17 protein-coding genes and 1 pseudogene are annotated in these 19,084 nt (G+C 65.7%); 13 read left to right on the top strand and 5 right to left on the bottom strand.

Features of this window, described 5'->3' with window-relative positions:
• Nucleotides 1-12: 12 nt before the first annotated feature.
• A complete protein-coding gene (locus tag ASF52_RS03450) occupies nucleotides 13-810 on the bottom strand; it encodes an ABC transporter ATP-binding protein (RefSeq protein WP_082515172.1) in 798 nt (265 codons plus the stop codon).
• Between the two features lie 413 nt (nucleotides 811-1,223).
• Nucleotides 1,224-2,111 (bottom strand): LysR family transcriptional regulator, encoded by an 888-nt coding sequence (locus ASF52_RS03455; RefSeq protein ID WP_056167620.1) that lies wholly within the window; start codon nucleotides 2,109-2,111, stop codon nucleotides 1,224-1,226.
• Between the two features lie 96 nt (nucleotides 2,112-2,207).
• On the opposite strand from ASF52_RS03455, the gene ASF52_RS03460 reads away from it, so the two are divergent.
• Nucleotides 2,208-3,143: an AEC family transporter gene (locus tag ASF52_RS03460; protein ID WP_056167622.1), complete on the top strand. Its 936-nt coding sequence runs from the start codon at nucleotides 2,208-2,210 to the stop codon at nucleotides 3,141-3,143.
• A gap of 102 nt (nucleotides 3,144-3,245) precedes the next feature.
• Here the strand turns inward: ASF52_RS03460 and ASF52_RS03465 are convergent, their stop codons facing one another.
• On the bottom strand, nucleotides 3,246-4,640 hold the full coding sequence (locus tag ASF52_RS03465; protein WP_156629953.1) for an aminotransferase-like domain-containing protein: 1,395 nt from the start codon (nucleotides 4,638-4,640) through the stop codon (nucleotides 3,246-3,248).
• A gap of 404 nt (nucleotides 4,641-5,044) precedes the next feature.
• Here ASF52_RS03465 and ASF52_RS03470 point away from each other — a divergent pair, with 404 nt between their 5' ends.
• From ASF52_RS03470 to ASF52_RS03525, 12 genes are all read left to right on the top strand, one after another.
• A complete protein-coding gene (locus ASF52_RS03470) occupies nucleotides 5,045-5,527 on the top strand; it encodes an MSMEG_0572/Sll0783 family nitrogen starvation response protein (RefSeq protein WP_056167628.1) in 483 nt (160 codons plus the stop codon).
• An 81-nt stretch (nucleotides 5,528-5,608) separates the two neighbouring features.
• A complete protein-coding gene (locus tag ASF52_RS03475) occupies nucleotides 5,609-6,685 on the top strand; it encodes a Nit6803 family nitrilase (RefSeq protein WP_056167630.1) in 1,077 nt (358 codons plus the stop codon).
• Nucleotides 6,639-7,742, top strand: a complete 1,104-nt coding sequence (locus ASF52_RS03480) for an MSMEG_0568 family radical SAM protein (RefSeq protein WP_056167781.1) — start codon at nucleotides 6,639-6,641, stop codon at nucleotides 7,740-7,742. The genes ASF52_RS03475 and ASF52_RS03480 overlap by 47 nt, the downstream gene beginning before the upstream one ends.
• Nucleotides 7,739-8,284, top strand: coding sequence for an MSMEG_0567/Sll0786 family nitrogen starvation N-acetyltransferase (locus ASF52_RS03485; RefSeq protein ID WP_056167633.1), 546 nt, complete (start codon nucleotides 7,739-7,741; stop codon nucleotides 8,282-8,284). The genes ASF52_RS03480 and ASF52_RS03485 overlap by 4 nt, the downstream gene beginning before the upstream one ends.
• Nucleotides 8,284-9,279: a sll0787 family AIR synthase-like protein gene (locus ASF52_RS03490; protein WP_056167637.1), complete on the top strand. Its 996-nt coding sequence runs from the start codon at nucleotides 8,284-8,286 to the stop codon at nucleotides 9,277-9,279. Before ASF52_RS03485 ends, ASF52_RS03490 begins: the two co-directional genes overlap by 1 nt.
• Nucleotides 9,276-10,451: an MSMEG_0565 family glycosyltransferase gene (locus ASF52_RS03495; RefSeq protein WP_056167652.1), complete on the top strand. Its 1,176-nt coding sequence runs from the start codon at nucleotides 9,276-9,278 to the stop codon at nucleotides 10,449-10,451. The genes ASF52_RS03490 and ASF52_RS03495 overlap by 4 nt, the downstream gene beginning before the upstream one ends.
• A complete protein-coding gene (locus ASF52_RS03500; RefSeq protein ID WP_056167654.1) occupies nucleotides 10,444-10,725 on the top strand; it encodes an MSMEG_0570 family nitrogen starvation response protein in 282 nt (93 codons plus the stop codon). The genes ASF52_RS03495 and ASF52_RS03500 overlap by 8 nt, the downstream gene beginning before the upstream one ends.
• A 39-nt stretch (nucleotides 10,726-10,764) precedes the next feature.
• Nucleotides 10,765-12,033: an MSMEG_0569 family flavin-dependent oxidoreductase gene (locus tag ASF52_RS03505; RefSeq protein ID WP_056167657.1), complete on the top strand. Its 1,269-nt coding sequence runs from the start codon at nucleotides 10,765-10,767 to the stop codon at nucleotides 12,031-12,033.
• A 334-nt stretch (nucleotides 12,034-12,367) separates the two neighbouring features.
• Nucleotides 12,368-13,300: a transporter gene (locus ASF52_RS03510; protein WP_056167784.1), complete on the top strand. Its 933-nt coding sequence runs from the start codon at nucleotides 12,368-12,370 to the stop codon at nucleotides 13,298-13,300.
• A gap of 152 nt (nucleotides 13,301-13,452) precedes the next feature.
• Nucleotides 13,453-14,295, top strand: a complete 843-nt coding sequence (locus ASF52_RS03515; protein ID WP_056167659.1) for a Pnap_2097 family protein — start codon at nucleotides 13,453-13,455, stop codon at nucleotides 14,293-14,295.
• Between the two features lie 1,001 nt (nucleotides 14,296-15,296).
• Nucleotides 15,297-15,575, top strand: coding sequence for a helix-turn-helix domain-containing protein (locus ASF52_RS03520; RefSeq protein ID WP_082515173.1), 279 nt, complete (start codon nucleotides 15,297-15,299; stop codon nucleotides 15,573-15,575).
• Nucleotides 15,576-15,587: 12 nt separating this feature from the next.
• Nucleotides 15,588-16,388, top strand: a complete 801-nt coding sequence (locus ASF52_RS03525; RefSeq protein ID WP_162241013.1) for a HipA domain-containing protein — start codon at nucleotides 15,588-15,590, stop codon at nucleotides 16,386-16,388.
• Nucleotides 16,389-16,570: 182 nt separating this feature from the next.
• Here ASF52_RS03525 and ASF52_RS03530 read toward each other — a convergent pair.
• Both ASF52_RS03530 and ASF52_RS03535 read right to left on the bottom strand, forming a co-directional pair.
• A pseudogene (locus ASF52_RS03530) lies at nucleotides 16,571-17,764 on the bottom strand (IS1182 family transposase); the annotation flags it as partial.
• 201 nt (nucleotides 17,765-17,965) lie between these two features.
• Nucleotides 17,966-18,994: a helix-turn-helix domain-containing protein gene (locus tag ASF52_RS03535; protein WP_056167667.1), complete on the bottom strand. Its 1,029-nt coding sequence runs from the start codon at nucleotides 18,992-18,994 to the stop codon at nucleotides 17,966-17,968.
• Between the last annotated feature and the right edge of the window lie 90 nt (nucleotides 18,995-19,084).

Genomic DNA, 19,084 nt, shown 5'->3' on the forward strand with positions numbered 1-19,084 from the left:
CGGGGGTCCGGTTCACGCCGCTTCGCGGTCGACGGGGAGAGGGGGTGCGCCGAGCCGCGACCTCAGGTCGACCTCGGACCGGACGGGGAAATCCGCGACGATGCCGGCGGGGGTCCCTGCGAGAACGAGGGCACGTTCGGCCAGACCGGCGACGTCGGCCGGATCGTGGGTCACGATCACGAGTGTCAGCCCACGCTCGCTCGCAAGGCGCTTCACGTCCGCGCGAAGGGCTGCCCGCATTTCGGGATCGAGGGCCGAGAACGGTTCGTCGAGGAGAAGGAGGCGCGGCCGGCTCGCGAGCGCCCGCGCTAGAGCCACGCGCTGCTGCTGTCCGCCCGAGAGCTCATGTGGCTTGGCATCGACCCTGTCCGCCAAGCCGACTTCGCCGAGGATGCGCAGTGCGTCCGCGCGGTCGCCCTCGGGGCTTCCCAGGGGTCGGCCGGACAGGCGGGCCGGCAGGAGTACGTTGTCGAGGACGCTCGCCCAGGGCAGCAGGGCGGGCCGCTGGAACATCATCGTGGCCCCGGGAACGGGTCCCTTCACGGGCAGACCGTCAATCGTCAGAGCACCGGACGTCGGAGGAACCAGGCCGGCGGCGATCTGCAGAAGGGTTGACTTGCCGACGCCGGACCGCCCGACAATGCCGATACGCTCACCGGGGGCGATCCGCAGCGAGATCCCATCGAGGATTGGCCGGCCGCCGTGCCGGAATCCAACGGCATCGAAGGCGAAGTGTGGCGATGGCACAAGATTTTCAGACAAAGGGAAGGGTAGGCCGAACAGAGAGTTCTTCCATCGACCTAAGAGCATCAGGTCTCGTATCTGAATTATGCAGGCATCAACGGGATAAGTCGATAAATTATTATAGTTAAAATCCAGGTCAAAGTAGAAGATAGCCTCACGAGGATCTAGGCAACGAGGAAGAAACTTCCCCCTATCGGATGCTTGTTACATAGCGCGCCAACGAGTGAAGCCTTTGAAGGCTGAGGCGCGAACGGGTTTCATTCGGCACATGCGCGAGGTCGACTATGATCGATATCGTAAGGGGCCGAATTGGCCGGGCTTCATCGAGGTGGATGCGCCCCGGAAGGCCCATGAACTCAAAGATCCAACTCGGCGGCGGTTGAATTGAATTCGGCGACAACCGCGGCCCTGACGCCGCCGATGCATATTCGAGGAAGGACCCGTCCGTCCGCCCTACGGCAAGGCTTCGTAGGAAATCGTCATTTTTGCCGAGGGACGATGCCTGCTTCCGAGAGGAAAGGCCGGAGCGCTGGGTTGAGGTTCCCCGGCCTCCATACAACGACGTGCTCGATGGTCGGGGCCTCCTGCAGGTCGCGGAAGACCACGTCGGCAACCCCCATCTTGCGCAGCGATTGCGGTACGAGGGCTATGCCGAGGCCTTCCGCCACGAGGCTCACGATGGTCTGTTGGAGTTGCGCCTCAAGGCGGACGGTCGGTTCGAAGCCGCCCAAGCGGCAGAACCCGACGACCGCCTCGCGCAATGTCGGCGCGACATCGGCCGGCGCCGCGATCAGGCGTTCGTCGACGAGGTCGTGGGCCTGGATGCCTTCCCGTCCGGCGAGGGGATGGCGGGCATGCACCGCGAGGCACAGCGGCTCACGGAAGATCGCGTGTGCGTCCAGTCCTCGCACGGGTCCGGGATTGAACATGATGGCGGCGTCGAACCGCCCGGTCAGCACCGCATCGGCCAGTGCGTTGGGAACGACCTCCCGCAACTCGACCTGGACCTGGGGGTGGCTGGCCATGAACCGCCGCGTGAGCCCCGGCAGGACCGTGTGGGCGGCGTGCATCATGAAACCGATGGACAGCTCGCCGAGATCGCCCCCGTCGGCGAGCCGCGCATTACGGCAGGCTTGGTCGAACGAGGCGAGGACGGCGCGCGAATCCTCCAGGAACCGCCGACCCGCGTAGGTCAATGCCGCCTGCCGCGTGTGACGCTCAAGCAGGCGCACGCCGAGCTCCTTCTCCAGGTTGGCGATCTGCCGGCTCAGGGGAGGCTGGCTGATATGCAGCCGCTCGGCCGCCCGGCCGAAGTGAAGCGTCTCGGCCAGCGCCACGAAGTAGCGCATCTGTAGGATGTCGATCATGATACCGAAAGGGTATGAATGAAGGCGTCAATCAGCATTGGATGATATGAAGCTTGGAGGATAGGCCTGCCCCATCACCTCGGGGCACCCTCTGTCATGCTGTCCACGCTCACCGTCGTCCTGCCGATCTTCGCGCTTATTTTCGCCGGATGGCTCGCCCGTCGGATCGGCGTGTTAGGCCCTCACGCGACGACGGAACTCAACCGGTTCGTGGTCTACCTCGCGCTTCCGGCGCTGCTGTTCGACATCGTCGCGCATGCGCGATGGATCGATGTCTGGCAGCCGGGCTTCGTCGCTGCCTTCGGTCTCGGCGCCGCCCTCGTGTTCTGCCTCACGCTCGTCGTCCGCTTGCAACGCCCGAGGCATCTGGCCGATGCCGCCATCGACGGCTTGAACGCGGGCTACGCCAATACAGGCTTCATCGGGTTCCCGCTGGCGTTCGTGGCACTGGGCCAGGAGGCTCTCGCCCCGACGCTCGTCGCCACGATCATCACGGTCTGCATCCTGTTCGCCGTCGCCATCGTGCTGATCGAGATCGGGTTGCAGACCGAGAATCGGCGCAGGGATCTCGTCGTGAAGGTTGGCTGCTCGTTGATACGCAATCCGTTGCTCGTCGCACCGGTCCTGGGCGCTTTCATTCCGCTCGCCGGATTGGACGTCCCCGCCCCTGCGGAGACCTTCCTGAAGCTGCTTGGTGGGGCCGCCTCGCCCTGCGCGCTCGTGGCGCTCGGTCTTTTCCTGGCAGCGGAACGGGCAGCGACGGATCGGGACCCAGGTTCGGCCGCGCTCCTGGTGGGGTTCAAGCTGATCCTTCAGCCGGCCGTGACCTGGATCCTGGCAACGGTCGTGTTCGGGCTCTCGCCGATGCTGACGCACGCCGCCGTCCTGCTCGCCGCGCTTCCGACCGGAACGGGCCCGTTCATGCTGGCCGAGTTCTACGGCAGGGAGGCAGCCATCACCTCGAACGTCGTCCTGACCTCGACCATCCTGTCCGTCATGACCATCAGCGGATACCTCGCATTCGTGGCGTGAACCGACCGACCTGCTGGGGGATTGGAGTGCGGAGGTAAGGTCCGACGACGTGGCGGCGTGCGAGGGGCGGATGGGGCCCAGGCGGCCGTCCGGCGTAGCCGTTCAGATATAAGACGACGCAAGCGCCGGCGAACCTTCCAGTGCGTGGGCGAGCACTTCCAGGCCCTGGGTGATCTGCTGCCGGGTGGAGGGGCCACCGAGGCAGAGGCGCACCGCCTCGGGTGGCGTGCCGGCGACGCAGAACGGGTCACTGGCGACGACGCCGAGTCCGGCGGAACGCCCCTGGCTCGCGAAGGCCGAGCGGGTCCAGCCCTCCGGCAAGGTGATCCAGACGTGGAAGCCGTGCGGGTCCGCGGTGTAGGTCCCACTGGGAAGCAACACGGTCGCGATGCGCTGGCGCGCTGCCGATTCCTCGCGCACGAACTGCACGATGGCATCCGCCGTCCCGTCTACGATCCAGCGCGTCGCCAGCGCTGTCGAGATCGGCGAGGCCATGACGGTGGCGGCCCGCAGGGCGCCGGCGAGCGGAAGGGCGGAGCGGGCGCTCGGGGCGACCAGGAAGGCGAGGCGCAGGCCCGCGCCAAGGCACTTGGAGAGGCCGGCCACGTAGTAGGTGATCTCGGGGGCGAGTTCCGCGAAGCTCGGGGGCGGCGCCGGGCAGATGCGCGCGTAGGCATCATCCTCGATGATGGTGACGGCGTAGCGGCGGGCGACCGCGATGATGGCCTCGCGTCGCGTCCGGGACAGGGTCGTGGTGGTCGGGTTCTGCAGCAGCGGGTTCAGGTAGATCGCCTTCGGCGCGACCTTGGTGCAGACGGCCGCGAACCCGTCGGGGTCGACACCGTGCCGGTCCATGGGCAGGTCGACGAGGCGCAGGCCCAGATGCGCCGCCAGCGACCGGATGCCCGGATAGGTGATGCGTTCCGCGCAGATGGCGTCACCCGGGCGGGCTATCTGGCCCAGCACGCTGAACAGGGCGCTGTGGGCGCCGGGGCAGATCAGCAACCGCTCCCGCGGCGTGACGATGCCCCGGCCCTTCAGCCAACGCAGGGCCGCCTCCTTATCTTCGTCCGTTCCGCCGAAACCCTGGTAGCGTAGCAGGTTGGAGAGGTCGCCGGACAACTCGGCGAACGAGGCCTGCATCCGCGCCTGCAAAGCCGGCGCGTCGGGCTCGGGAGGTAGGTTCATCGTGAAGTCGACCGGCCCGATCCGTGAGCCGTCCTTCGTAGGCGTGGTCCGGCCCGGGCGCACGGGATCGATCACGAAGGTGCCCTGGCCGACGCGCCCTTCGATCAGGCCGCGCTTGTGAGCCTCGACATAGCCGCGCGAGACGGTCGTGAAGTTCAGGTCGAGGGCCTCGGCCAGGGCACGCTGGGTCGGGAGCCGCGTGCCGACCGTCAGGCGTCCGGTCCGGATGTCGTCCGCCAAGGCCTCGGCGATGGCGAGGTAGTGGGGCTTCCCCCAACGCTTCAGGTCGGGCGTCCACGTCCCGCTCATGACATCCGAAGGCGTCGGTCGCCCGTCTCGCGCTGCTGAGGTCATCCGTTCTCCAGGCACACCATCAAGATGCGATCAATACCTGATTGTATGGGTAGCAAGCCCCATACCGTATGGGAGACCCAAACGGCCTTCAGAACCAATACATACAATACCATCAATCAATGCAGTCAGACTGGGCATCGCGTGATGCTCTGGTGTGCATATGCCGATCTGATTGTCAGTGGAGAACAGGTCCTCGGGACCAAGGCGCGATGATGATTGAATGCAAGATTGTATGCATTCAACTTGGGGCTATTGATGGTTTTGTTGATCGGCCTTCGTTGGCACGTCGCTTGCCATGAGGGGATGTGACCACCCGAGGCTTCGGCCGACGCGGTCCAACCCATCACGGAGTGAGATCCATGCCCGCAGTGAATCGCGAACCCCATAAGAAGGGCGACTTCCTGGTCGACTACGAGGAGAAGGTCTTCGAGGACGTGAAGGCCGAGCCCGGCCAGAAGGCGCTGGTCACCTTCCACACCGTCGCTTTCGAGGGCTCCATCGGCCTTGTGAACCTGCTCCAGGCCACCCGCCTGCAGCGCAAGGGCTTCGAGACCTCGATCCTGCTCTACGGTCCCGGCATCACCCTCGGTGTCCAGCGCGGCTTCCCCCGGCTCGGCGACGAGGCCTTCCCGGGCCACCTCAACTTCAACAACCAGCTTGAGAAATTCATGGCCGAGGGCGGCAAGGTCTACGCCTGCCGGTTCTCGACCCAGGCGCTCTACGGCCACGGCGAGGCGGCCTTCATCGAGGGCATCCGCATGATCAACCCCCTCGACGTCCTCGACTGCATGCTCCTGCACAAGCGCGACAACGCGGTGATCATCGACACCTGGACCGTCTGACGGGGCCTCGGCCCATCGACCGGGACGTCGCACCCGGCGGCCGCGCGCGACGCGGCCGCCGTCACCACCGGAGGATCATCCATGTCTGAGAACCGGATCGTGCGGGCCGCCGCCGTCCAGATCGCGCCCGACCTCGACCGACCGGACGGCACGCTCGAACGGGTGCTCAACGCCATCGACGAGGCCGCTGCCAAGGGCGCGCGCTTCATGGTCTTCCCCGAGACCTTCGTGCCCTACTACCCGTACTTCTCGTTCGTGCTGCCGCCGGCCCTGCAGGGGGCCGAACATCTGCGCCTCTACGAGCGTGCCGTGACGGTGCCGGGACCCGTGACCCAGGCGGTATCCGCAGCCGCCCGCCGCCACGGCGCGGTGATCGTGCTCGGCGTCAACGAACGCGACCACGGCTCACTCTACAACGCGCAGCTCATCTTCGATGCCGACGGCACCCTGAAGCTCAAGCGCCGCAAGATCACCCCGACCTACCATGAGCGCATGGTCTGGGGTCAGGGCGACGGGGCCGGCCTCACAGTGGTCGATACGGCGGTCGGCCGCGTCGGCGCGCTGGCCTGCTGGGAGCACTACAACCCGCTTGCCCGCTACGCCCTGATGGCCCGGCACGAGGAGATCCACGCGGCGCAGTTCCCAGGCTCGCTGGTCGGCCAGATCTTCGCCGACCAGATGGAGGTGACGATCCGCCACCACGCCCTGGAGGCGGCCTGCTTCGTCGTCAACGCCACGGGCTGGCTCTCCGACGAGCAGGTGGCGCAGGTCTGCCCCGACGAGCGCCTGCGCGGGGCCTGCCGCGGCGGCAACTGCACCGCCATCGTCTCACCCGAGGGCCGCCACCTCGCCGATCCGCTCGGCCCCGGCGAGGGCATCCTCATCGCCGACATGGACCTCGCCCTGGTGACGAAGCGCAAGCGGATGATGGACTCGGTCGGCCACTACGCCCGCCCCGAACTCCTCAGCCTCCTCCACGACGACCGCCCGGCCCCGTTCGTGCACCAGCCGACCCGTTCGCAACATCAATCCCGGAGCCTCGACCATGGGCAGTTCCCCGCTTCCGACGAGCCTTCTAACGCTTCCGCCGGTCATGGCGGGCCTGGTCGGAATGCCGACGGAACGCCTGATCAACGCGCTGCAATCCTACGGCGTTAGGCTCGCCGACACCCGGGCCGGGGCGCCGAGCCGGCGCGGCGGCGCCGGTCCCTCCGACCATAAGGCGATGACTATCGCGGGCCGTACCGTGATGGTGCCGGTCCACACCGAGACCGCGTTCGACTCGCCCTTCCTGGTGCGCCGACCGGACCTCGACGGGGTCTCAGTGATCGAGCACGACGGCGCGGTCATCGGCCGGGTGACCTTCCCGGGCAAGCCGCGCTTCTACGCGCTCTCGACCTTCGATGGGGTGCCGTACTCGAAGATCGCGGTGCTGCACGGACGCGACGTGCTCGCCACCACGGTGCTGCAGACCTGCATTCGCTACGCCAGCCGCACGAAGACCTGCCAGTTCTGCTCCATCGGTCAGTCGCTGTCGGCCGGCCGCACCGTCGCGCGCAAGACGCCTGAGCAACTCGCCGAGGTCGCTCGTGCCGCCGTGCTCCTCGACGGGGTCAAGCACATGGTGATGACCACGGGGACACCGAACGCCACCGACCGGGGCGCCGCGATTCTGTGCGAGAGCGCCTTCGCGGTGAAGGCGGCGGTGGACTTGCCGATCCAGGCCCAATGCGAGCCGCCGGACGACGACCGCTGGTTCGAACGCATGAAGGCGTCGGGCATCGACGCGCTCGGCATGCACCTGGAGGCCGTCACCCCCGAGGTCCGGGCCCGGATCATGCCCGGTAAGGCGAGCGTGCCGCTGGAGCGCTACTACGACGCCTTCGCGGCGGCGGTCCCTGTTTTCGGACGGGGCCAAGTCTCGACCTACATCCTGGCTGGTCTTGGCGACGCGCCTGAGGCGATCCTCGCCATGGCTGAGCGGTTGGTCGGGATGGGCGTCTACCCCTTCGTCGTGCCCTTCGTGCCCATCTCCGGCACGCCGCTGGAAAGCCACCCGGCACCGACGCCGGACTTCATGCACGCGATCCTGCAGCCCCTGTCCGAGATGCTGGGACGGGCCAACCTGCGCTCCACCGACATCAAGGCCGGCTGCGGCCGCTGCGGCGCCTGCTCGGCCCTCTCCACCTACGAGCGCACGGGGGTGGCGGCATGATCGGCGATCCCGTCGCGCCGTACCGCCCGAGCCATTTCCGGGTGAAGTTCGCCACCTCCCCCTGGGAGCGGCGCGCCTGCGCCGCCCTGCGCCGGCAGGTGTTCTGCACCGAGCAAGCTATCTTCGCGGACGACGACCGCGACATCATCGACGGGCATGCGATCCCGATCTGCGCCCTCTCGACACTGGCCGGGGACGCCGATGCCGTCGTCGGCACCGTGCGCATCCATGAGGTGGCGGAACGTCCCGGCGAGTGGTGGGGCTCGCGACTGGCCGTCGCCAAAGCCTTCCGCGGCACGGCGGCGCTCGGGGCTGGTCTGATCCAGGTCGCGGTCGCCTCGGCCCACGCACGGGGCTGCACCCGCTTCCTGGCGCATGTGCAGGACCGGAACGTCCCGCTGTTCGAGGCCCTGCATTGGGCGAGCCTCGATGCGATCGAACTCCATGGCCGCCTCCACCACCTGATGCAGGCCGACCTCGCCGCCTACCCGCCGATGCACGACCCCGAGCACGGGCTCGTCACGTTCCGCAGGGCCGCGTGATGACCGCGGCCGTCGACCTCCAGACGCTGGCAGCCCAGATCCGGGATGCGCGCGGCGTCGCGCACAAGCGCGACATCGATGCCGTCGTCACGCGCCTGGGACTGGGCGACCGCCACGCCGCGGTGCCGGTGGGCGACGATTGCGCCGCCATTCCCGATGGCGACGGCCACCTGCTCCTGGCCATCGAGGGCTTCATCGACAGCTTCGTCACCGCCGATCCGTACTTCGCCGGCTATTGCGGGATCATGGTCAACCTCAGCGACGTGGCGGCCATGGGCGGGCGCCCGCTCGCGGTGGTGGATGCCCTGTGGAGCCGGGACGCGGCGGCGGCGGACCCGATCCTCGCCGGCCTGTCCGACGCGGCCGCGCTCTACGGCGTGCCGGTCGTCGGCGGCCACACGAACACCCGGTCGGAGACCGGCAACCTCGCGGTCGCCGTGCTCGGCCGCGCCGGCCCCCACCTGCTGACGAGCTTCGATGCGGAACCGGGTGACGACCTTATCGCCGCCATCGACCTGCGCGGGCGTTTCCGCGATCCGCACCCGTACTGGGACGCCTCGTCCGGGTCGCCGGGCGAACGCCTGCGCGCCGATCTCGCCTTGCTGCCGGGGCTCGCCGAGGACGGTCTCTGCCGCGCCGCCAAGGACATCAGCATGGCGGGCGTCGTAGGCACGGCGCTGATGCTGCTCGAATGCTCGAACGTCGGCGCCGCCATCGACCTCGACGCGATCCCGCGGCCCGATGGCGTTCCCCTCGCACGCTGGCTCACCGCCTTCCCGAGCTTCGGCTACCTCCTGAGCGTCCGCCCCGACCGCACCCCGGCCGTCCTCGCGCGCTTCGCCGAGCGGGGCATTGCGGCCGCCAGGATCGGAGGCATCGACGCGAGCCGGGTCGCCCGCATCCGGGATGCCGGGGACGAGGAGGCCGTGGTCTGGGACTTCGTGGCCGGCCCGCTGATCGGCTGCGGCCAGGGTGATGCGGGGTCCGAATCATGACCGGTCTGCGCATCGCCCTCCTGACCCACTCCACCAACCCACGCGGCGGCGTCGCCCACTGCCTCGCCCTGGCCGAAGCCCTGTGCGGACTTGGGCACGAGGCGGTGGTCCACGCCCCCGACCCGTCGGGCCGCGGCTTCTTCCGGGCCGCCGCATGCCCCACGGTGTCCGTCGCCGCCCGCCCCGTTGCCGGTGACACGGTCGAGCTCGTGCGGACCCGCATCAACGACTACCTCATTCATTTCGGGTCGCCGGCGGCCTGTGACTTCGATGTCTTCCACGCCCATGACGGCATCGGCGGCAACGCGCTCGCCACCCTGAAGCATCGGCGCCGGATCCCGGGTTTCGTTCGGACGGTCCACCACTTGGATACATTCGCCGAACCGCAGCTTGCCGATTGGCAGGATCGCTCGATCCAAGAGGCTCGGCGCATCCTCTGCGTCAGTCAGGGCTGGACCGACCAGGTCCGTTCGGACTTCGGTGCGATGCCTGAGGTCGTCGGCAACGGCGTCGACATGGCGGCCTATCAACCCACGCCTGACCTGCAGGATGCCGCCGTAAGGCAGCGCTGGGGGTTGGGCGACGGTCCCATCGTCCTCGCCATCGGCGGCTTCGAGGCACGCAAGAACACCCTTGGCATCATCGAGGCGTTCGCGCGCTTGCGTGAGCGCCGCCCCGGGGCCCAGCTCGTCATCGCCGGGGGAGCCTCGCTTCTCGATCACGCCGCCTACCGCGCGCGATGCCATGCGGCCCTGACCGTCCACGGCCTCGCGGCTGGGGCAAACGGTCCCGTGATCGAGACCGGTCCGGTTCCACAGGCCGATATGCCGGCCCTCTACCGTATCGCCGACATGCTGGCGTTTCCTTCGCTGAAGGAAGGGTTCGGCCTGTGTGTGCTGGAGGCGATGGCCTGCGGCACTCCGGCCATCGTCTCCCTCCGGTCGCCCTTCACCGAATACCTGATCGAGGGTGACGCCCTCTTCGTCGATCCGGCCGACCCCGACGACATCGCCAGAACCATGGCAACCGCCCTGGTGCCGGAGACGCGCGCCCGCCTGAGGGTCGCAGGCTTCGCACGGGCCGCCGCCCACTCCTGGCGGGCCTGTGCCGAGCGCCACCTCGATGCCTACGCGGGCTGCACCCGCACCAGACAGGAGCCAACCCATGCCTGAGATGCATTTCAACGTTCGCTGGCCCGACGGTCGGCGCGAGGCCTGCTACTCGCCCTCCCTCGTGGTGAAGGACTTCCTCACGCCGGGCGAGAGCTACGCGGTCGACGATTTCGTCGAGAAGACCCGCACCGCCCTCACCATCGCCAGCGAGCGCGTGCGCGAGAAGTACGGCTTCGCCTGCTCGTCCGCCCTGGACCAACTCGCCCGGATCGAGGCCGCCGCGAAGCTCCAGCCTTCCGATGGACGGGTCATGGTCGAGACCTTCGAGCCCTGAACCGGCACCCCCTTCCTGCAAACTCACGGAGTGAGAGCCATGACGTCCACCCCCCGTCACGTTCCCGTTGCCGTCGTCGGCGGCGGCCAAGCTGGCCTCTCGGTCAGCTACCACCTCAAGCAGCGCGGCATCGAGCACCTCGTCTTCGAGAAGAACACCGCCGCCCACACCTGGTCGACGCAGCGCTGGGACACGTTCTGCCTCGTCACGCCGAACTGGCAATGCGATCTGCCGGGTCATCCCTATGACGGGCCGGAGCCGGACGGCTTCATGCGGAAGGACGAGATCGTCGCGTATCTCAAGGCGTTCGTCGCCAAGGTGAACCCGCCGATCCGCGAGGGTGTCTCGGTCACCCGCGTCGAGCGGCGGGAAGACGGGATATTCTCGGTTCAGACCTCGGAGGGCGACTACACCGCCGACGAGATCGTCGTGGCCTCGGGCGGCTACCACACGCCGATCATCCCGCGCATGGCCGAGAAGCTGCCGGACTCGATCACGCAGATCCACTCGAACCAGTACCGCAACGCCGCCCAATTGCCCGAGGGCGAGGTGCTCGTCGTCGGGTCCGGCCAGTCCGGCGCGCAGATCGCCGAAGACCTGCACCTCGCCGGGCGCAAGGTGCACCTCGCGGTCGGCGACGCACCCCGCTGCGCCCGGTTCTATCGGGGTCGGGACGTCGTCACCTGGCTCGCCGACATGGGCTACTACGAGATGACCGTCGACAACCATCCGCTGCGCGACGGCGTCCGCGACAACACCAACCACTACGTCACCGGCCGTGACGGCGGACGCGACATCGACCTTCGCCGCTTCGCCACCGAGGGCATGAAGCTCTACGGCCTGATGGAGGACTACCGGGACGGCCGCCTGCGCTTCCGCGACGACCTCAAGCGCTCGCTCGACGGCGCCGACCGGACCTACAACGGCATCAACGCCGCCATCGACAAGTACATCGCCGAGAAGGGCATCGAGGCCCCGGCGCAGGAGCACTACACCCCGGTGTGGGAGCCGGGCGAGCCGGTCACCAGCCTCGCCCTCGACGGCTCCGGCATCACGTCGGTGGTCTGGTGCATCGGCTTCTCGCCGGACTTCCGCTGGCTCGACGCCTCCGTGTTCAACGGTTCGGGCAGCCCGAAGCACAAACGGGGCGTCACGAACGAGGAGGGCATCTACTTTATCGGACTGCCCTGGCTGAACACCTGGGGCTCCGGACGTTTCGGCGCGGTCGGCCGCGATGCCGAACACGTCGTCCAGGCGATCCAGCAGCGCCTCGGCACCGAGCGGTTCGCCCTGAAGTTCGCGGTCTGAGGCTGGCCTCAACGGTAGCCTGGATGGCGCCGGGCGGCATCTTCCGTGCGACCGCTCATGCCTCGTTCCCGAGAAGCCCACGGACCGCCCCCATGACGTAGTGCCTGTGCCATCCATGCAACAAGGCATCGCTCCAAGCATCGACCAAGCAAAATTGAGTAGACTACTAAGACGTACGACGTAGAATATAAGCATTGTTGGATATGCATACAAATTGCGTGCAGATCCGATCAATCAAAATGAACTTCTACTAAAATGCCGATACGCCGCCAACGCCGATGCTTGCCGGCGGACGGGTGCGGCTGCCCGATGCAGATCCGAGAAGGGATTGATGATGTTGAAGAAGTTCGCGGCCGCGGCAGGGGCGTTCGCCGCAATCACCTTGGGCGCGACCGCCTCGTTCGCGCAATCCACGACCATCCCGGGCGAGCAGGTCGGTCTCGCCGTCGGCGCGCCGCTCCCCGAGGGCATCTACGCCATCGACACCTTCATCTATCGCCGGAACGACACCCGGTTCTCGACGGATACCGCGATCAACGTGCCGGTCCTGGTCTGGTCGACGGGCTTCAAGCTGTTCGGTGCCAACGTCCAGCCGTTGCTCGCCCAGCCGACCGTGTTCGGCTTCCCGAACAATCCAGGCGGCCTGCCGAACCGCGACTTCTCGGTCAACGTCGGAACCCTGGTCGGATCGATCTTCGCCTGGGACCTCGGCAACAACTTCGGCGTCAGCTACCTGGCGGCGGTCCATCTGAACGATCTCGATGCCGGTCGTGGCCTGACGCAGTTCTCGTCGAACACCTACCGCCAGGGCTTCGCGGCGAGTTACACGGGCGATGGCTGGAACCTCACCGCCAACCTGACCCATAACTTCTACGACTCCCCCGGTCGGTTCGAGGGGGCCGCCGGCCGGGCGATTGGTCCGCTCTACCTCGCCGATGCCCTCCTGCTCGACCTTACGGCCACCAAGAAGTTCGGCAAGTTCGAGGTCGGCGCGGTCGCCTACGGGGTGACGGACCTGCCGCTCGGCGGCGGCGACTTTGCGCGGGCCTCCGCGCAGGGCTACACCCGGGCCGGCCGCTTCGCCGTCGGCGGTCTGATCGGCTACGATTTCGGGCCGTTCACGGCGCAGCTGATGGTCGCCCGCGACGTCGCGGTCCGGACCCGCGGCACCGAATCGACCGACGGCTTCATCCGTCTCATCGCCCCGCTTTACAGCGCGCCCAAGGCTGCCGAGCCCATGCCCGTCAGTCTTGTCCGGAAGTATTAATACCCGAATTCGCGGCCCTGGACGGGATGACGGGGACGCAAACGCAATCGAAGTGAAAATCCTTCCCAAGGACCCCGCTTCGATAGGGGCCGGGTGGTTCAGTCTCAACAGCTACCGCCACCCGGTCCCGCCCTCCTCAACGGAGAAGGTCGATGAGTTTACACATGCGGTTGGCCGGTGCCGGCTCGCCCCTCTCGGACGCGTCCAGCTACGTCCTGGGCATGCCGCACCTCAGCCCGAACGGCCTCTCGGAGAATTGGCTCTGGAAGGAGCTCGGGCATCGTCACTGGAACTTGATCGCCAAGGCCTACGGCAGGGCGGCGACCGGGTTCGGTTCCGTGGGCGACCAGCCCATCTACGCCGCGTTCCGAAACATCTCGCTGCATGGTGGCGACCTTGGCGGCGTTCGGGAGAACGACAGCCTGGACGTGCGCTCGACGATTACGCACCTCTCGGAGACCCGGGTCGTCAGTCGCCATTTCGCCGCGTATCGGGACCGGTTGATCGCGGATGTGGAGATGACATCCGTTTTCGTCAGGCGTCAGGCCGAAGGCGTGAACCGCTCCATCACCCGTGTCAGGATAGAGGGTACCGGAAGCGCGGAACCCTCCCTGGGGACCATGCCATCGCAGCCCGCGTATTGTGGTCATGAGACGTTGGCCCACGATACGTGCGTAGATGAGCACGAACTAGGCACGACAGATATCACGATGTGCCCACACTTGGACTTCAACGGCGCTGGCCTCCTGTATTTCAGCAGTTTCGTTGCCGCAGTGGATCGGGCCGAGTGGCACTTCATCGGCAAACGGTCGGGCCATTTCTCGACCCGAGGGCGTCAAGCGCGGTTTCACGCGAACATCGAGGTAGGTGACGACATCACCGTGCGAATGTTCGCAGCACAGGATGGTGCAGCGTGCCGCCATCGTGCGCTTCTGAGCGCCTCAGTGGATGGCAAGCTCTTGGCCGAAGTGATGACGCACCGCACGATGTCCTGATCTAGCTTCCTCTCTACCAACGACAATTTGTTATATTTCAACTTAATTTTACGGCGTGGTTCTGAAATTTTTTATACAAGCAGCGCTTAAAGAAATCTACGCTGTTCAATGAACGTTGATTTCGCCCCCAACGTATTTAGCTTCCATGTTTATCGAGGGCCAAGGGGTGGAACGTCCGCTAGTAGGAACGATCTGGATTGTCTGATTTGGCGAGGTTGGGTCGAAGGCGGAACGTCCGCTTCTGGGCAGGTCGCCAAGTGCCGCTTCTGGCGCACAGCCGAACAAACCCAAGTCGACCTCGTCGACCTGATCAAGAAACAGGGACCTCAGAGCCTCGACGAGCTTCTCGCGGCGATAGGACCGCAGGACCGGGACCTCGCCGCGTCGGCCTTCAGACCAATGGACGCCAAGACCCTGGAGAAGGCGCTTTCCAAGCGGACCAAGCGAGGTCAGCATGGCCTCAGTCGCGTCAATTATCGCTCCGAGGTAGTCCATCCATCCGTGCCAGGGTCCGAGCAAGCGTCGGTCCAGCACGCTGCATTCGGGGGCTCCTGAGACTTCATCCCGCAACGACGATAACGTTTGGGGGCGTTCCCTACCGAAGCGGTGGCTGCCGCGGTGCATGGCCAATCCGGGTCGCCGGTAACGCACGCGTGGCCCGATTACCGACTATAAGCCACGGTCAGTCGGTAACGGCCGTTAGAGGGCGTTACCAACCGGACGGTCTCACCCTTCACCGCAGCATTTGTTGTCCTCACCCCCTATGCCCAGGCAGTGCGGGCGCGGCCGTGAACCGCAAGGCGTTCGAGTGGCGTTCTACCGCTCGGCATAATCACAGCGGCCCACTCGGAATTGTGCCGATCGCCACAAATTCGCTTAGACGCTATTGATTATGCCGCTCACCACAATTCACAGGGTGAGAGAGATTGTGGCGTTCGGCATAATTTAGCATTGTGGCTTGCTTGCACCGGGCGCATGGTCGACGTGTGAAGGATGGACCCGTGATCAGGAACGCCAAGGAATTCGGGGCTGCCATCCGGCGCGCCCGCAAGCAGAGGGGCCTGAACCAATCGGCCCTCGCGGCGCGATGCGGCGTGAACATTAGTTTCATCGTGGATCTAGAGGCTGGCAAGGCGACCATCCAGCTAGATAAGGCACTCACGGTGGCGGTTGAACTTGGATTCCGCTTCCCAGATGCCCCGGCCCCGCAATTCTCCCCCCAAGTCGCTGAACCGGCGCCCGAGCAGGACGACGAGCTCGGCCATATACCCTCCTTCTGAATGAAGCGCGCGATGGCCGAATACGTCGACGTCTTCTACGAGAACATCAGGATCGCCCGGATTGCCAAGACCGACGCGGGGCCGGCACTCGTCTATGAGGATGCCTGGCGAAGCCGCAAGGCCGCCTTCCCAATCTCGCTATCGATGCCCCTTGCCGAAAGCGGCCACGGCGGCAGGACGATTATGCCGTGGCTCGCCAATCTCCTGCCGGAATCCCACCTACACGAGATCGGGCTGATAATGGGCGTCCATTCGCAGGACGTCCTCGGCATCCTCTCGCGCATGGGCCGCGACACCGCCGGAGCGCTCTCTATCGGGCAACCCAGGGGAAGCGGCGGCAGACTTGTACCCATCGAAACGGAAGCCGACCTCGAACGCGTCATCGACGACCTCCCGGAGCGACCTTTCCTGGTCGGGACCGAAGGCGTCTCGATGTCGTTGGCGGGGGCCCAGGACAAGATCGCGGTCTCTGTCGCCGCCGGGACCATCTGCATCCCTCTCGAGGGAGAGCCCTCGACGCACATCCTCAAGCCCGACATCCCGCGGCTCAAGGGTAGCGTCCAGAACGAGGCGTTCTGCCTGACGCTCGCGGGGATGTGCGGCCTCGAAACCGCCAAGGTCACGACCGGCAAGGCGGGTGCGCGGAGCTATCTCCTCGTCGAGCGCTACGACAGGTGGAAGGATGCCGGGGGCCAAGTGCGGCGCATCCACCAGGAGGACCTAGCGCAGGTCCTGGGTTACTACCCAGTGCAAAAGTACGAGACACCTCCCCCGGAATCGATGGTCGGGCCGGGACCCGGTCTTAAGCTGTAGATCGGCGTCGAAGGATGACCCTGAGCAAAACAGACGTAATTCATTATGGAAGCTAGGGAATTTTCATCGAAGGTGGGGTCACGATCGGCGCCGATCGTGACCCCACCTTCGACAAAGATTACGATTTTAAATCAATGACTTATCGTGATCTGAGGGAGGGGTCATCTTTCGAGGCTTTTTCACATCCAGCGCTTGAAGCGCTTGACCTTCTCGGGCGTACAGCTTGCACGCACCTCGCAGGCATGACGGGCTTCCAGGTTGCGGTAATGGTCGATGTCGCCATGCCGATCGGAGCGGGCGACAGACTTCGTCAGCATAGCGCCGGCCGGACAGACGTAGTGATCGGCCGCGGCGTCGTAGACGAAGTCGGCGCGCACGAAGAGCCCCTTCTTCGCCCGGCCGGATGTGTCGGCCCGCGGCATGAGCGGGAGAATGCCTGTGCCTTCGCAGACCAGAACCTCGTCGCCATTGTAGTAGCCGCGATCGGTCAGGACCACGACCTCCTCCGCGCCGATAGCCTGCTTGGCCCGATCGCCCATCGGCACGAGCTGGGTCCGGTCGTGGCCCTCGTTGACGACGTCATGAGCCACAACGAGATGATGCTCGGGATCGACGGCGATCTGGACGTTGTAGCCGACGATGCCCGTGCCCCGCCCGCTCGTTGCCATGGAGCGTGCGTCCGGATCGGTCAGCGAGACCTGTCCGTCTTCTGAAGCTGCGATCTGCTCCTGCATCTCGCGCAGGAAGGCCATCTGTCGGCGCAGAGCGGCGATCTTCTTGCCGATGCGCTGCGTCCGCGCCTCGGGAACGTCGCTGCCTTCCCGGTCCGCCCGGTCGAGCGTCGCGAGGTAGCGGGCGATGCTGGCATCCACCTGTTCCAGGCGCTTGGCGACTTTGGTCACCGTGTAATTGCGGTCCCGGTTGTTGACCGCCTTGAACTTCGATCCATCCACGGCGACGGTCGCCCCGGTAAAGAGGCTCAAATCGCGGCACAGCACCACGAACTGCCGACAGGCCGCCTGGATCGCAGGCCCGTTGTCACGCCTGAAGTTGGCGATCGTCTTGTGATCGGGGGCCAGGCGACCGGTCAGCCACATCACCTCGATGTTGCGCTGCGCTTCACGCTCGAGCCGGCGGCTCGACGGTACCCGGTTGAGATAACCGTAGAGGTAAAGCTTCAGGAGCGTGGCCGGATCATAGGCAAGCCGCCCCGTCGCTGCGGGCTCAAAGCGGGTGAAGCCCAGGGTACCCAGATCGAGTGCGTCGATGAAGGCCTCGACCACCCGAACCGGATTGTCCTCGGTCACGTAGTCGTCCCGCGAACTGGGCAGCAACCAGGATTGCCGACGGTCCTGCCCTTCGACGAACCGACCCATGCCGACCTTCACAGATGAGGCAGCAAGTCTACTTCAGATCGGGCTTTTGACACAGCCTCGACCCAACTCGGTCATTCGAACCGGGCATCACACTTTCTAAACGAGCGGACGCCGGTCGGCCGGAAAGAATCACATCTCAAAAGCTGCTTCGGCCCGTCGGCGATGACATCGCGGGTTGAAAACCTGTTTAACAGCAACCCTTCAGACGTTCATGGTGCTGTACCAATCCCGCATTCGATCGGAGTGTAAAGTATTCGCTGCCGAGATTGCATCGGCTCGAAGGGCCGCTCGAAACTGATCCGGCGAGTGTCCATAGATTTCCTTGAATGCACGTGAGCCATGGTTGATATTCGAGAAACCAACCTTTTCCACGAAAGAGCCGATCGACGTTGTTTTGTCCTGTCGGGATATCAGCAGCCGTAGACGAGCGGCACGCCGACGCTTGACGACCGTTTCGACGCCGCCGACGGCTTGCATCGCACGATACAAAGAGGAGCGGGAAACACCGATGCTACGAGCGACGACGTCGGAGTTCAAATCTTCTGCAAGGTTGTTGTCGATGAAAATTTCCGCCCTGAGGCGCCGCGATAGCTCCAAATTGGTTTCGCCGACCGCATCACTGTAAGCCGCATCGGATCGTCCTTGAATCTGGCTGAGCATACTGGTGATGACGTGGCCCACCCCGGCGGCAGAGGTCTCCGGGAAACTGGACGCACAGCGGATGAAAGAAAGCACGGCTTGACCGAGCGAGCCTGTCTCACCTCTGGGAAGAATGCTTCCATGCAGACGGCGCACGCCCGGCGCGGCGGCCTCGACTTGATCGCGAGCCAAGATGATCGTGACGATATCGCCGTCGTCCACAATCGACCGCATCGGTTGGGTCGCATCGAAGAGAATAGCGTCACCCGGGGCAAGACGACGCTCCTCTCCAGGCCGACCACTCACGATCCGGCCGGATCGTGAGACTTGGAGATAGTAGTGCTCGAAACCGTCGCGCCGGATGTGCGCGAGCTTGCGCCTATGGTCGGCGCCGATGACTTGCCGGTCGAACAGCGTCAGGCGGCCGAAATGGTGTGCGGCGATGGTCGCTTCGAATTTATCGCCGAGGAGATATGTCGCTGCCCCGCTCGACCGGATCATATCGTGATAGAGGCCAAAGCTGTCGGCCGACGCCCTGCCCAGATGCCTCCGCTGGGGATTCTCCTCCTGCGGGATGTCAGAGATTGTCATACATTTGTCAGTCGGAGCAGATGATCACACCCATCGTCTAGCAGGAAAGCTGGGTTGCGGCCAAGTCGCAGAGCGGCGATCGGCGCTCAC

It is taken from the genome of Methylobacterium sp. Leaf112, from assembly GCF_001423295.1.
In the GTDB taxonomy this organism is placed as follows: Bacteria; Pseudomonadota; Alphaproteobacteria; order Rhizobiales; family Beijerinckiaceae; genus Methylobacterium.

Coding starts and splice junctions, on each gene's coding strand:
- ASF52_RS03450 (WP_082515172.1), bottom strand. CDS start 810: ATGCTCTTAGGTCGATGGAAGAACTCTCTGTTCGGCCTACCCTTCCCT.
- ASF52_RS03455 (WP_056167620.1), bottom strand. CDS start 2,111: ATGATCGACATCCTACAGATGCGCTACTTCGTGGCGCTGGCCGAGACG.
- ASF52_RS03460 (WP_056167622.1), top strand. CDS start 2,208: ATGCTGTCCACGCTCACCGTCGTCCTGCCGATCTTCGCGCTTATTTTC.
- ASF52_RS03465 (WP_156629953.1), bottom strand. CDS start 4,640: ATGAGCGGGACGTGGACGCCCGACCTGAAGCGTTGGGGGAAGCCCCAC.
- ASF52_RS03470 (WP_056167628.1), top strand. CDS start 5,045: ATGCCCGCAGTGAATCGCGAACCCCATAAGAAGGGCGACTTCCTGGTC.
- ASF52_RS03475 (WP_056167630.1), top strand. CDS start 5,609: ATGTCTGAGAACCGGATCGTGCGGGCCGCCGCCGTCCAGATCGCGCCC.
- ASF52_RS03480 (WP_056167781.1), top strand. CDS start 6,639: ATGCCGACGGAACGCCTGATCAACGCGCTGCAATCCTACGGCGTTAGG.
- ASF52_RS03485 (WP_056167633.1), top strand. CDS start 7,739: ATGATCGGCGATCCCGTCGCGCCGTACCGCCCGAGCCATTTCCGGGTG.
- ASF52_RS03490 (WP_056167637.1), top strand. CDS start 8,284: ATGACCGCGGCCGTCGACCTCCAGACGCTGGCAGCCCAGATCCGGGAT.
- ASF52_RS03495 (WP_056167652.1), top strand. CDS start 9,276: ATGACCGGTCTGCGCATCGCCCTCCTGACCCACTCCACCAACCCACGC.
- ASF52_RS03500 (WP_056167654.1), top strand. CDS start 10,444: ATGCCTGAGATGCATTTCAACGTTCGCTGGCCCGACGGTCGGCGCGAG.
- ASF52_RS03505 (WP_056167657.1), top strand. CDS start 10,765: ATGACGTCCACCCCCCGTCACGTTCCCGTTGCCGTCGTCGGCGGCGGC.
- ASF52_RS03510 (WP_056167784.1), top strand. CDS start 12,368: ATGTTGAAGAAGTTCGCGGCCGCGGCAGGGGCGTTCGCCGCAATCACC.
- ASF52_RS03515 (WP_056167659.1), top strand. CDS start 13,453: ATGAGTTTACACATGCGGTTGGCCGGTGCCGGCTCGCCCCTCTCGGAC.
- ASF52_RS03525 (WP_162241013.1), top strand. CDS start 15,588: ATGGCCGAATACGTCGACGTCTTCTACGAGAACATCAGGATCGCCCGG.
- ASF52_RS03535 (WP_056167667.1), bottom strand. CDS start 18,994: ATGACAATCTCTGACATCCCGCAGGAGGAGAATCCCCAGCGGAGGCAT.